The organism is Streptococcus sp. 1621 (assembly GCF_013276615.1).
In the GTDB taxonomy this organism is placed as follows: domain Bacteria; phylum Bacillota; class Bacilli; order Lactobacillales; family Streptococcaceae; genus Streptococcus.
On sequence record NZ_VMLJ01000025.1, the window covers coordinates 21,151 to 32,833 of the forward strand.

Sequence of the window (11,683 nt, forward strand, 5' to 3'; positions counted from 1 at the left end):
TCACTTCTTTCCTGCTATCCTTTCTTTTATTTTATCATATATTTATATAGATTTTAAGCACTAACATTCTTTTGAAAAATACTTTTTTTGCTTTACTTCTATAGTGAAAAGGTTTACAATGATAGTAAGAAAATTTCAGGAGGTTTCATTATGGCACAACGTTACCAAAATATCATGGTCGCAATCGATGGTTCTAAGGAAGCAGACTTAGCTTTTATCAAGGGAGTTCATTCTGCTCTACGAAACGACGCTAAACTCACCATCGCACATGTCATTGACACACGCGCTCTCCAAAGCGTATCCACCTTTGATGCTGAAGTTTACGAACAACTCCAAGTTGACGCTGAAAGTCTGATGAAAGAGTACGAAAAACGTGCTAAAGATGCTGGTGTGGCAGATGTTCATATCGTCATTGAAATGGGAAATCCAAAGACCCTACTAGCACGTACTATTCCAGATGCTGAGGAAGTGGACCTCATTCTAGTTGGCGCAACTGGTCTCAACGCCTTTGAACGCCTCTTGGTCGGCTCTTCATCTGAATACATTCTCCGCCATGCTAAGGTCGATTTGCTGGTTGTGAGAGAACAAGAAAAAACCTTATAATTACAAAGAAAAGGAGCTCAGCGCTCCTTTTTGTTTACTATTTATACTCTTCGAAAATCTCTTCAAACCACGTCAACGTCGCCTTGCCGTAGGTATGTTACTGACTTCGTCAGTTCTATCCACAACCTCAAAGCAGTGCTTTGAGCAACCTGCAGCTAGTTTCCTAGTTTGCTCTTTGATTTTCATTGAGTATTATTTCTCTCTTTATGACGTTCATAAGCCTTAAGCTGACGCTGCAGTTCCTTTTTAATAGCAGGTTCTGGAGCATATTTTTCTTCCCAATCATCTGGTTTTAAGATTTTGTGGGTCACTGGATCAAAATGAGCCTTGCCATCTGGAAAAATTTTCCCCATATTAGCTTGATGAACAATGTCAAAAATACGTTCTGGGTCCACCCCCATCAAGACAAAACTACCGTAGGTGAAGTAAAGTGTGTCAATCAAGGCATCCACTTGCCCTATCAAATCTTGCTGAGCAGGTGTCTTCTTGGCTACTTTATATGCTGCCTTATCAAGAGCCTGATGAAGTTGCGATAGAGCTTGACCAAAATCCTCTTCAGAAGAACTGGCAGCTCGAACAAACTCCACCAATTCTTCTATTTTAAAGCCAGCCCTATGGGTTGCACCTTCTAAATCCCAAGCTCGAGGTTCTTCTTGGGTCCGTTCATCCATCATGTGGTGGAAGGTCTTGACCTTATTGAAATGATAGTCACGGCTGACAAAGACTTTTTCTGAAGACAAAACACCAAAATGTTCCAAGGCCTTGTGGATTCCGTCTTGCTGATTGCTAGTGGTAATGTGCTTGGCAACTTCCTTGACACTGCTACTACCATTTCCCATAGCGACCGACATACCGACACCAGCCAGCATTTCTAAGTCGTTATCTGAGTCACCAAAGGCCATGACTTGATTAAGGTCAAAGCCATATTCTTTTCCGACTCGGCGTATGCCTTCCAATTTAGAGTTTCCTTGATTGATGACATCCGCTGCAAAAGGATTGCTACGTGTCAATTTCAAATCTTCAAAATCAGCTGCTGCCTTCTCAGATTCTTCTGGCGTCATCAGCATCAAAACTTGGTAGATAGGCTGATTCATCAGATGAAGCAGGTCTTCTTCCTTTTGGGGAACAACCTTGCTGACCATGCGATTAAAAGACTGATTCACTGTTCGGGTTAGAACAGAGGGAACGAAGCGACTGATTCGTTGGGAAAAAGAACCCAGACCAAAGGACATGATTTTGGAACCCAGCATGGCATCCTTGGTCCCTAGGGCAATCTCCTTGCCCTCTTTTTTAGCATAGCTAATTAGATGACGCAAATGCAACTTGGAAATAGGGCTCGTGAACAAGACTCTGTCTTTAGTAAAGATATACTGGCCATTATAGGTTACCGCAAAGTCCAAATCCAAATCGTCCATCAATTCCTTAACAAAAAAAGGTCCTCGCCCTGTCGCTACGCCTACAAGCACCCCTTGTTCTTTGACAATCTTAATCGCATCCTTAGTGGATTTCAAAACACTCTTGCGATCGTTGACCAAGGTTCCATCGATATCAAAAAAAACAGCTTTGACTTCCATCCTATCCCAATCTCCCCTTTTGTGATACAATGATTATACCACATTTCAGAAAGAGTGAGTAAATCATGCCTAAGAAAATCCTTGTTTTACATACGGGTGGGACTATTTCCATGCAGGCCGATGCTTCTGGCGCTGTTGTGACGAGTTCAGATAATCCCATGAACCATGTGTCCAATCCTCTTGAAGGAATCCAAGTCCACGCCTTGGACTTTTTTAACCTGCCAAGCCCCCATATCAAACCCAAGCATATGCTGGCCCTCTACCAGAAAATTAAAGAGGAAGCTGCTAACTACGATGGAGTGGTGATCACACACGGGACCGATACTTTAGAGGAAACAGCCTATTTCCTTGATACCATGGAAGTCCCCCATATGCCTATCGTTATAACAGGGGCCATGCGCAGCTCCAACGAACTCGGCAGTGATGGTGTTTATAATTATCTAAGTGCTTTGCGAGTAGCTAGCGATGACAGGGCTGCTGACAAAGGAGTTTTAGTCGTTATGAACGATGAAATCCACGCTGCCAAGTATGTTACCAAAACGCATACGACCAATGTCAGTACCTTCCAGACTCCTACCCACGGCCCCCTTGGTCTCATCATGAAACAGGAAATCCTCTACTTCAAAACAGCTGAACCTCGTGTTCGCTTTGACCTTGATCACATACAAGGTTTAGTCCCTATTATCTCGGCTTATGCTGGTATGACAGATGAGCTGATTGATATGCTGGATTTGGAACAATTGGACGGTTTGATTATCCAAGCCTTCGGAGCTGGTAATATTCCCAAAGAAACGGCTCAAAAATTAGAAAGCCTTCTGCAAAAAGGAATCCCAGTCGCTCTGGTATCACGATGCTTTAACGGTATTGCCGAACCTGTTTATGCCTACCAAGGTGGAGGCGTGCAGTTGCAAAAATCTGGTGTCTTCTTTGTCAAAGAACTCAATGCCCAAAAAGCCCGCTTGAAACTCCTCATCGCCCTCAATGCCGGACTAACAGGACAGGATTTGAAAGACTATATGGAAGGGTAAGTCTCTTCGAAAATCTCTTCAAACCGCGTCAACGTCGCCTTTTCGTATGTATGGTTACTGACTTCGTCAGTCTTATCTACAACCTCAAAGCAGTGTGTTGCCGTAGCCTTTAACCAGCCGCCTAGTCCGCTCTGTGGTATTCATTAAGTCAACATCTCTTGTTTAAGAGCACAAAATCAGGAAATCTTCACGATTCCCTGATTTTTTCTATTTCCGTTTTCGTGTTGAGCGACGTTCTGTCAATCCATGAGGTAAGAGAACTTCACGTTCTTCCAACTCTTCCTTGTGCATAATCTTGGTCAACATACGCATACTAATGGCACCAAGATCATAAAGAGGTTGGGCAATCGTTGTCAAGTTTGGACGGGTAAAGCGTGCAATTTGTGAATCATCACTAGTAATAATTTCAAATTCTTCTGGTACTGACACACCCTTATCAGCCAAACCGTTCAAGACACCTGCTGCCAACTCATCACCTGTCACAACTGCTGCAGTTGCATTCGATGAAATCAAACGCTCTGCCAAGGCGTAACCATCATCATAGCTATATTTAGATTCAAATACCAAACCCTCACTATAAGCGATTCCTGCTTTTTTCAAGGCTTCCTTGTAGCCAACTAAACGAACCTTACCATTGATGTCATCCACTAGCGGACCGCTAACGAAAGCAATACGCTCATTTTCTTTAGCAAGGTAACTCACTGCATCAATCGTTGCTTGCTTATAGTCAATATTGACACTTGGCAACTGGTGCTCAACATCGACAGTTCCTGCGAGAACAATCGGAGTACGTGAACGCGAAAATTCTGAGCGAATTTTATCTGTCAAGTGATAACCCATAAAGATAATGCCATCTACCTGCTTTGAAAAGAGGGTATTGACAACAGAAACTTCTTTCTCGTTATCTTCATCGCTATTAGCTAGGACAATATTGTACTTGTACATTTCCGCAATATCATCAATCCCCTTAGCCAAACTCGAAAAATAACCATTGGTAATATTTGGAATCACGACACCGACAGTGGTTGTCTTTTTACTTGCAAGACCACGCGCAACTGCATTTGGACGATAATCCAAACGATCAATTACCTCTAGCACTTTTTTACGGGTATTCTCTTTTACATTTTTATTGCCATTGACCACACGGCTGACCGTCGCCATGGAAACACCCGCTTCACGAGCGACATCATAAATGGTTACTGTATCATCTGCATTCATTCCTTTTCCTGCCCTTTCTATCCCACACATTCTTTTACAAGTAGAGGCACCGATTGAAGCTCTACATCTACTTACAAAAGTGAAGATGTGAAAATTTCGTTTTCATGTTTCTACTTATTCCATTTTATCACTATTTGTAAACACTTTCAAGCTTTTTTTGAAGATTGATTGAAAAAATTTCATAGAAAGCCTAGGTTTAGCTCCTTGCTACCACCTTTGACGAAACAAAAAGGAGGAAACTAAGCCTCCTCAAGTTACAAAATTGTTTGATTGAATAACTTCAATTTTAGCACATGATGGTTTCCGATATATGACAATATCACAACCAACCAGATTCTTTTGCGATATTAGCTGCCTCTGTTCGATTACCTGCATCTAGTTTCGAAAGAATATTAGTAACATAGTTTCGGACTGTTCCGTTGGATAGATAAAGTTTGTCTGCAATTTCTTGGTTAGACAAGCCTTGAGCAATTCCCTTTAAAACAGCAATCTCTTGTTCTGTCAACGGATTGGGATGCGTCATCACCACTTCCATCAATTCAGGCGAATACTCCTTGCCTCCTTCGAGGACAGTATGCAAAGTTTGCATGAGGTCTGCAATGCTTCTTTCTTTCAAGACATAAGCATCTACTCCAGCCTTGACTGCACGTTCAAAGTAACCAGGGCGCTTGAAGGTCGTCACCACAACCACCTTTGTTTCTAAATTTTCTGCTCGTATCCACTCCAAAACTTCAAGACCTGTCTTAACAGGCATTTCTACGTCAAGGATGGCGATATCTACAGACTCCTTTTCCAATAGTTGGATTGCTTCTTGCCCATTCTTGGCTTGAAAGACAGACTCTATATCCGGTTGAAGCGTGAGCAACTGGCACATGGCATCTCGCAACATACTTTGATCTTCTGCGACTAATACTTTCATCTACTTTCTCTCCTTATAAGGTAGTCGAACCTGAACTTCTGTCGGTTGTTTCTGACTAATCACATTTACCTCTCCCGAAAATGGAAGGACACGATCTCGAATTGTATGGAGCTCATCCCCCTTTATAGAAGTAAAGCCACAGCCATCATCTCTCACTGTTAGAATGAGTTCTTTCTCTGTCCGTTCTAATTTCAGGTAGGCCTTCGACGCTTTGGCATGTTTGATGATATTGGTCACCAACTCAAGCAAAATCATGGAAGCCGTTGACTCCAATTCCTGAGTAAGGCTAGCAGTATCTAGTTGGTTATCCGTTTCCACCTCAATTCCAGCAATTTCTAACATCTTTTTCACAGTCTCTAGTTCGGATGCCAAAGTTCTAGACTTAAGATTTTCCACAATGGTTCTCACTTCATTCATGGAATCCTTGCTGATCTGGTGAATTTCTTTTAATTCCTTTTCTACCTGTGGATAAGCCTGCATTTGAAATAACTGCAAGGCTAGATCAGTTTTAACACTTAGCATGGCAAAGGTATGTCCCAGACTATCATGCAAATCCTGACCGATACGACTGCGTTCATTTTCAGCAAGCAATAGATTTATCTGGGCATTTTGCTTAGCCTGTGCTTCTTTCAAATCCTCCACAATCCGAATCCGAACCAAGCCAAAAGTCATTAAATCGACAAAAGCAAGAATTACAAGTAGATAGAATAGAAACTCAACTTCGAGTTTCTGAAAAATCAACAGTTGGCCCACAACAAGGACTTGAGCAAGAAGAAAAGTCCAGACATGTAAAGACTTTAAACCACCTACGCTGAAATGATAACTTAAGAGATTGGATAGGAAAAAGAAAAACCAGATATAATTAACAGCAACAAAGGCAGTATTCCCAACTACATAAGTCAGCATGATGCCCCAATATAGCCAAGATAGGCGCTGGCTCTTAGTTGTTAAAACACCCAAATACGCTACTACAAATAGAATATCAATCAATAAATGCCAGGCAGAGAGCCACCCAGTCACTACAGGTAGGATGGGGAAAATCATAAAAATTAAACTAGCCCAAAACATATAGTGTATGCTTTTCAGTCTTTCAAGCATTAAGCATTCTCCTTATGACCTTGAAGGTAAATGGTCAAACCAAACAAAACTGCTGAAAAAACAAGTAGATAAACTGTGGCTGATAGATTGATGCTACCCTCGTTTAAGAAGGTCTTGAGCAACTCCATCAACTGATAAGTTGGTAGGCACTTCCCGATTGCTTGCATCCAGTCTGGAAATAAAGAGATGGGCATCCAGAGTCCACCTAAAACAGCCAAGCCTAGATAGAGAAGATTGCCCACGACAGACATCAGCTGACTAGAAGGCAAGAGTGTCAAGGTCAAGCCAAGCGCTACAAAAGCTACACTTCCTACTATCAGCAAGAACGCAGCCCCAATCCAGCTTCCTAAAGACATATCCACACCTCTTACAAAATGCCCAACTGAGAAAACAACCAGAATTGAGACCAAATAATCAACCATCATACTTGTTATCTTTGATAGATAATATTCTACCATATTTACAGGGCTATGACGTAATGTTTTCTGCCAGTTGTTGATTTTATCGGTATGTAAGACAGCTGGGAATGAAAAGATAGCTGTCGACATCATGGAAAAAGCTGTCATGGAGATGAGGTAGTCACGCATAAAATTATCTGGTCCACCAGGTGTGTCCTGGTACATGCCTGAAAAGAATAAATAGAAGGCTGTCGGCATCCCTACGGATAATAGATAATAGACTAATTGTCGTTTGGTCAATAAAAATTCTATCTTGTTTAGTGCAATCCATCGTTTCATCTTAGTCATCTCCTTTTTGCGTTTCTTCAAAGATTGTATCCAGCAAACTACGATTATTAACTTCGATTTCTTGTATCCTACATCTTGCTTGGGCTAATAGCTCCCAGAAAGCATCTGCTTCTCGAGTGACTACTTGCAAAGAATCTTGCTTTAGGGTCCAGTTTTCAACCAAATTTGACTTCTCTACGACTTCCTTGTAAGCTATAGGAAGGATAAAGTACTTTTCTATTTCCTCGCTACGCATAGCTAGAGGCGTCGTATCACGAATCAACTCTCCCTTATTCAAGACCAAGATTCGGTCCGCTGTATGCTCTACCTCTTCGATATAGTGAGAAGAATAGACAATGGTCACACCATTTTTCTTTAACTGATCGACAATCTCCCAAAAACGTTGACGAGTTGAGGTATCCATAGCCGATGTAGGCTCATCTAAAAAGACAAGCTTTGGTCGCCCAATTAAGGTCAAGACAAAAGAGAAAAGACGCTTTTGTCCACCTGATAATTTTTCTGCAAATTGCTCTTTTTGTTGCTGATCAAACTGCAATAGTTGATCGATTTCCTGGTTACTCAAGTGATTTGGATAAATTTTTTGAAAGAAAGCAATCAACTCTTTAACTTTTAATTTCTGAACGATTACATTTTCTTGAGGGAGGTAAGCCCTAGTATAGTCTAACTTTGAACTCGTCACTGGTAAACCTTTAATAGATACTTGCCCACTGGTGACCAATTTATCTCCGAGCAAACAGTCCAAGAGTGTGGTCTTTCCTGCTCCGTTTGGCCCAATCATGGCAACACATTCACCTTCAGCTATCTCAAAGGAAATATCCTTCAAAATAGCCTTACCCTTGATGTTTTTATGTAAGCCTTGTACCTTAATCATGTTCATAATATTCTCCTTTCAGCCACTCCTTTCCCATCGGAAAGACGATAAAAATCATAAATCCTAATCCCCATGCACCACGGATGAATTGGTGAAGGAAGGCTTGATCAAACCAATCAGTAAACATTTCTACCAACCATACCAAGAGTGACAGGCCGATAAAGAAATAGATAATTGCTTTTTTCATTCCTCAAACTCCTTTTTCACATCTCTTACTAATTTCAAACCTTCTCTGACAAGCCAAGACATCATTCCAAAGCCAGCAAATAACTCCCAAGGAAAATGATAGAAATCTTCATCCAATCCTGAGAACATGAGATAGGTCATAACTCCTGCTGCTACTAAACTCATTGCGACAATTACTTTATGTTTCATTTTTTCTTCCTCCCTTTCATACTTCAATTATAGTCTTTTGAAGTTAGCGGAGCTAGATACTTCTGTCACTCGTAAATATGACAAATGTCATAAAAGATTCTGTTCAAAATAAGCAAGATACACTATACAATAAAACACAATTAGAAAAATCTAAGGCAACTTCCTCAAAAGAGATATCAAACCCAATTCACACCATAATATAAACTAATACTTATTTAAAATCAAAAAAAGTAGAAATTTTTATCAGACAAACACATATATTATACGTTGAACAAAACCCTAAAATTTATAAGAGTTATAAAATCTGTTAAATTTCAATGTGGATACCTAAACTACGGTATTTATTGAAAAGGTTGGAGACAAAAAGTATACGCTGCCAAAATGAATTGCTGAAAATCATAACCACCCGTCAAACGGGTGGTTTGTCTCAGGGCTATAAGCCCAAATTACCAGCCAGCGCCTAAAGACGCTGGCTTTCACTTTGTTCAAGCCTCATTGCTCTTGACTCGTCACTTGCCTCTCAAAGAGGCTTTAGTATTACTTACTACTATCCCTAAAGGGATCCTCATATTCTTTTACACTTAATTTATCTAGTGCTATATCATGCTTTTCCTGTTCTTGGATATATTTCTTAATTGTGGCTTCATTGAGTCCCACCGTACTTACATAATAACCTTCCGCCCAGAAATGCCGATTCCCAAACTTGTACTTGAGGTTGGCGTGTTTATCAAACATCATGAGTGAACTTTTTCCTTTTAAATAGCCCATGAAACTCGAAATACTTATCCTTGGTGGAATACTTACTAACATATGTACATGGTCTGGCATTAAGTGATCCTAGATAATTTCAACTCCTTTATAACTACACAAACGATGAAATATTTCTCCTAAACTACTTCGATATTGATTATAGATAACTTTTCGTCTATACTTAGGGGTGAACACAATGTGATAGAACAGTGCCACTTTGTGTGCGATAAACTATGAGCCTTTTGTGCCATATTTTTCTCCTTTCGCTTTACAATTGGCTTGAACACCTTTATTGTATCGCGTTCGGAGTTTTTTTGGTATAACCTTCGACGCGCACCCGCATAGCGGGTGGTTTTTTTGTCTCGCACCTAACGGAGCGAGACAGACTAATAGTCACATAATATCAAAACCGAGACTGAAAGTTTAATACTTCGTCTCGGTTTTTGTATATTTTTCAAGTAACAAAGCCACCACTCCCCCAGCAATGCAAGTGCAAAATCCTCTAAAATATGATAGAATAAGGGAAAGGACTCTATTAAGGAGGAAATCATGGAAAAACAAACCGTCGCCGTCTTGGGGCCTGGTTCTTGGGGAACTGCCCTTTCACAAGTCTTAAATGACAATGGACACGAGGTACGTATTTGGGGAAACATTCCCGAACAAATCAATGAAATTAATACCTATCATACTAACAAGCACTACTTTAAAGATGTCGTTCTAGACGAAAATATCATTGCCTACACCGACTTAGCAGAGGCATTAAAAGATGTAGATGCGATTTTGTTTGTTGTCCCAACAAAAGTGACACGACTTGTTGCCCAACAAGTTGCAAAAACCTTAGACCATAAGGCTATCATCATGCACGCATCAAAGGGATTAGAACCCGATAGCCATAAACGATTATCAACCATCCTTGAAGAAGAAATTCCTGAACATCTCCGCAGTGATATTGTCGTTGTTTCAGGACCTAGCCATGCAGAAGAGACCATTGTGCGTGACCTGACTTTAATCACTGCTGCTTCTAAAGATTTACACACAGCTCAATACGTTCAAGAGCTCTTTAGTAATCACTACTTCCGACTTTATACCAATACGGATGTTATCGGGGTCGAAACTGCTGGCGCTCTTAAAAATATTATTGCTGTCGGCGCTGGAGCTTTACATGGTTTGGGATTTGGTGACAATGCCAAGGCAGCCATCATCGCTCGAGGCTTGGCAGAAATCACCCGCCTAGGGGTAGCACTCGGGGCTAATCCACTGACCTATAGTGGCTTGTCTGGTGTAGGAGACTTGATCGTAACGGGAACCTCCATCCACTCTCGTAACTGGAGAGCCGGAGATGCTCTTGGTCGTGGAGAATCCCTAGCTGATATCGAAGCCAATATGGGCATGGTAATCGAAGGAATTTCAACGACTCGAGCAGCCTATGAACTAGCGCAAGAACTTGGAGTTTATATGCCCATTACGCAGGCCATTTACCAAGTTATTTACAACGGAACCAATATCAAAGATGCCATTTATGATATCATGAACAATGAATTTAAAGCAGAAAATGAGTGGTCTTAACCCTCTAAAGAAAGGATTCTTATGGCACTGAAAGTTAGAAAAGCAGTCATTCCTGCCGCTGGACTAGGAACTCGATTTTTACCAGCAACCAAAGCACTTGCTAAAGAAATGTTGCCAATTGTAGATAAACCAACTATCCAGTTTATCGTAGAAGAGGCTCTTAAATCAGGTATCGAAGATATTCTGGTTGTCACTGGTAAATCAAAACGTTCTATTGAGGACCACTTTGATTCAAACTTTGAGCTTGAGTACAACCTCAAAGAAAAAGGCAAAACGGATTTGTTAAAATTGGTAGATGAAGCAACTGGTATGCGCCTCCATTTCATTCGCCAAACTCACCCTCGTGGTCTTGGAGACGCTGTCCTACAAGCCAAAGCTTTTGTGGGGAATGAACCCTTCGTTGTTATGCTGGGTGATGACCTTATGGACATCACAGACGAGAATGCCGTTCCTTTGACAAAACAACTGATGAATGATTACGAAAAGACACACGCATCAACCATTGCTGTCATGCCCGTACCACACGAAGACGTTTCATCATATGGGGTCATTGCTCCTCAAGGAGAAGGAATCAATGGACTCTATAGCGTTGAAACTTTCGTTGAAAAACCAGCTCCCGAAGATGCTCCAAGTGATTTGGCAATCATCGGTCGCTATCTTCTCACACCAGAAATTTTTGATATTCTCGAAAAGCAAGCTCCAGGCGCTGGAAATGAAATCCAGCTTACCGACGCTATTGATACCCTTAATAAAACACAACGTGTTTTCGCCCGTGAATTTACAGGAGCTCGTTACGACGTTGGGGATAAGTTTGGCTTTATGAAAACATCTATTGACTACGCCCTCAAACATCCACAAGTCAAAGATGACTTGAAAGATTACCTCATCCAACTTGGAAAAGAATTAGCTGAAAAAGAATAACATAAAAAGATAAG

The 11,683-nt window shown here is 41.0% G+C and carries 12 protein-coding genes and 1 pseudogene; 4 read left to right on the forward strand and 9 right to left on the reverse strand.

Features of this window, described 5'->3' with window-relative positions:
- Positions 1-150 precede the first annotated feature (150 nt).
- Positions 151-603: a universal stress protein gene (locus HT697_RS05775; protein ID WP_031223038.1), complete on the forward strand. Its 453-nt coding sequence runs from the start codon at positions 151-153 to the stop codon at positions 601-603.
- Between the two features lie 182 nt (positions 604-785).
- Here HT697_RS05775 and HT697_RS05780 read toward each other — a convergent pair whose 3' ends face one another.
- A complete protein-coding gene (locus tag HT697_RS05780; RefSeq protein ID WP_173220096.1) occupies positions 786-2,177 on the reverse strand; it encodes a Cof-type HAD-IIB family hydrolase in 1,392 nt (463 codons plus the stop codon).
- A 65-nt stretch (positions 2,178-2,242) separates the two neighbouring features.
- Here HT697_RS05780 and HT697_RS05785 point away from each other — a divergent pair, with 65 nt between their 5' ends.
- Entirely contained in the window at positions 2,243-3,205 is a 963-nt protein-coding gene (locus HT697_RS05785; RefSeq protein WP_173220093.1) for an asparaginase, read from the forward strand.
- A 207-nt stretch (positions 3,206-3,412) separates the two neighbouring features.
- On the opposite strand, the gene ccpA is transcribed toward HT697_RS05785, so the two are convergent.
- From ccpA to tnpA, 8 genes and pseudogenes are all read right to left on the reverse strand, one after another.
- Positions 3,413-4,423 (reverse strand): catabolite control protein A, encoded by a 1,011-nt coding sequence (gene ccpA, locus HT697_RS05790; protein ID WP_050253459.1) that lies wholly within the window; start codon positions 4,421-4,423, stop codon positions 3,413-3,415.
- Positions 4,424-4,742: 319 nt separating this feature from the next.
- The gene (locus tag HT697_RS05795) at positions 4,743-5,342 is read right to left on the reverse strand and encodes a response regulator transcription factor (protein ID WP_173219536.1); all 600 of its coding nucleotides are present in this window, start codon (positions 5,340-5,342) and stop codon (positions 4,743-4,745) included.
- The gene (locus HT697_RS05800; protein WP_173219533.1) at positions 5,343-6,440 is read right to left on the reverse strand and encodes a sensor histidine kinase; all 1,098 of its coding nucleotides are present in this window, start codon (positions 6,438-6,440) and stop codon (positions 5,343-5,345) included. It lies immediately after the preceding gene.
- Positions 6,440-7,177: an ABC transporter permease gene (locus HT697_RS05805; protein WP_173219530.1), complete on the reverse strand. Its 738-nt coding sequence runs from the start codon at positions 7,175-7,177 to the stop codon at positions 6,440-6,442. The genes HT697_RS05800 and HT697_RS05805 overlap by 1 nt, the downstream gene beginning before the upstream one ends.
- Before the next feature lies 1 nt (position 7,178).
- Positions 7,179-8,063: an ABC transporter ATP-binding protein gene (locus HT697_RS05810; protein ID WP_173219526.1), complete on the reverse strand. Its 885-nt coding sequence runs from the start codon at positions 8,061-8,063 to the stop codon at positions 7,179-7,181.
- The gene (locus HT697_RS05815) at positions 8,050-8,244 is read right to left on the reverse strand and encodes a hypothetical protein (RefSeq protein ID WP_173219523.1); all 195 of its coding nucleotides are present in this window, start codon (positions 8,242-8,244) and stop codon (positions 8,050-8,052) included. The genes HT697_RS05810 and HT697_RS05815 overlap by 14 nt, the downstream gene beginning before the upstream one ends.
- On the reverse strand, positions 8,241-8,432 hold the full coding sequence (locus HT697_RS05820) for a hypothetical protein (protein ID WP_173219521.1): 192 nt from the start codon (positions 8,430-8,432) through the stop codon (positions 8,241-8,243). Before HT697_RS05820 ends, HT697_RS05815 begins: the two co-directional genes overlap by 4 nt.
- Positions 8,433-8,969: 537 nt before the next feature.
- Positions 8,970-9,433 (reverse strand): annotated as a pseudogene (gene tnpA / locus HT697_RS05825) (IS200/IS605 family transposase).
- A 298-nt stretch (positions 9,434-9,731) separates the two neighbouring features.
- Here tnpA and HT697_RS05830 point away from each other — a divergent pair.
- Both HT697_RS05830 and galU read left to right on the forward strand, forming a co-directional pair.
- Positions 9,732-10,748, forward strand: a complete 1,017-nt coding sequence (locus HT697_RS05830) for an NAD(P)H-dependent glycerol-3-phosphate dehydrogenase (RefSeq protein ID WP_173218867.1) — start codon at positions 9,732-9,734, stop codon at positions 10,746-10,748.
- A gap of 21 nt (positions 10,749-10,769) precedes the next feature.
- Entirely contained in the window at positions 10,770-11,669 is a 900-nt protein-coding gene (gene galU, locus HT697_RS05835; RefSeq protein ID WP_050392047.1) for a UTP--glucose-1-phosphate uridylyltransferase GalU, read from the forward strand.
- Positions 11,670-11,683: the final 14 nt, after the last annotated feature.

Excerpts from the sequence above, each read along its gene's own strand:
- HT697_RS05775 (WP_031223038.1), top strand. The coding sequence starts at position 151 with ATGGCACAACGTTACCAAAATATCATGGTCGCAATCGATGGTTCTAAG.
- HT697_RS05780 (WP_173220096.1), bottom strand. The coding sequence starts at position 2,177 with ATGGAAGTCAAAGCTGTTTTTTTTGATATCGATGGAACCTTGGTCAAC.
- HT697_RS05785 (WP_173220093.1), top strand. The coding sequence starts at position 2,243 with ATGCCTAAGAAAATCCTTGTTTTACATACGGGTGGGACTATTTCCATG.
- ccpA (WP_050253459.1), bottom strand. The coding sequence starts at position 4,423 with ATGAATGCAGATGATACAGTAACCATTTATGATGTCGCTCGTGAAGCG.
- HT697_RS05795 (WP_173219536.1), bottom strand. The coding sequence starts at position 5,342 with ATGAAAGTATTAGTCGCAGAAGATCAAAGTATGTTGCGAGATGCCATG.
- HT697_RS05800 (WP_173219533.1), bottom strand. The coding sequence starts at position 6,440 with ATGCTTGAAAGACTGAAAAGCATACACTATATGTTTTGGGCTAGTTTA.
- HT697_RS05805 (WP_173219530.1), bottom strand. The coding sequence starts at position 7,177 with ATGAAACGATGGATTGCACTAAACAAGATAGAATTTTTATTGACCAAA.
- HT697_RS05810 (WP_173219526.1), bottom strand. The coding sequence starts at position 8,063 with ATGAACATGATTAAGGTACAAGGCTTACATAAAAACATCAAGGGTAAG.
- HT697_RS05815 (WP_173219523.1), bottom strand. The coding sequence starts at position 8,244 with ATGAAAAAAGCAATTATCTATTTCTTTATCGGCCTGTCACTCTTGGTA.
- HT697_RS05820 (WP_173219521.1), bottom strand. The coding sequence starts at position 8,432 with ATGAAACATAAAGTAATTGTCGCAATGAGTTTAGTAGCAGCAGGAGTT.
- HT697_RS05830 (WP_173218867.1), top strand. The coding sequence starts at position 9,732 with ATGGAAAAACAAACCGTCGCCGTCTTGGGGCCTGGTTCTTGGGGAACT.
- galU (WP_050392047.1), top strand. The coding sequence starts at position 10,770 with ATGGCACTGAAAGTTAGAAAAGCAGTCATTCCTGCCGCTGGACTAGGA.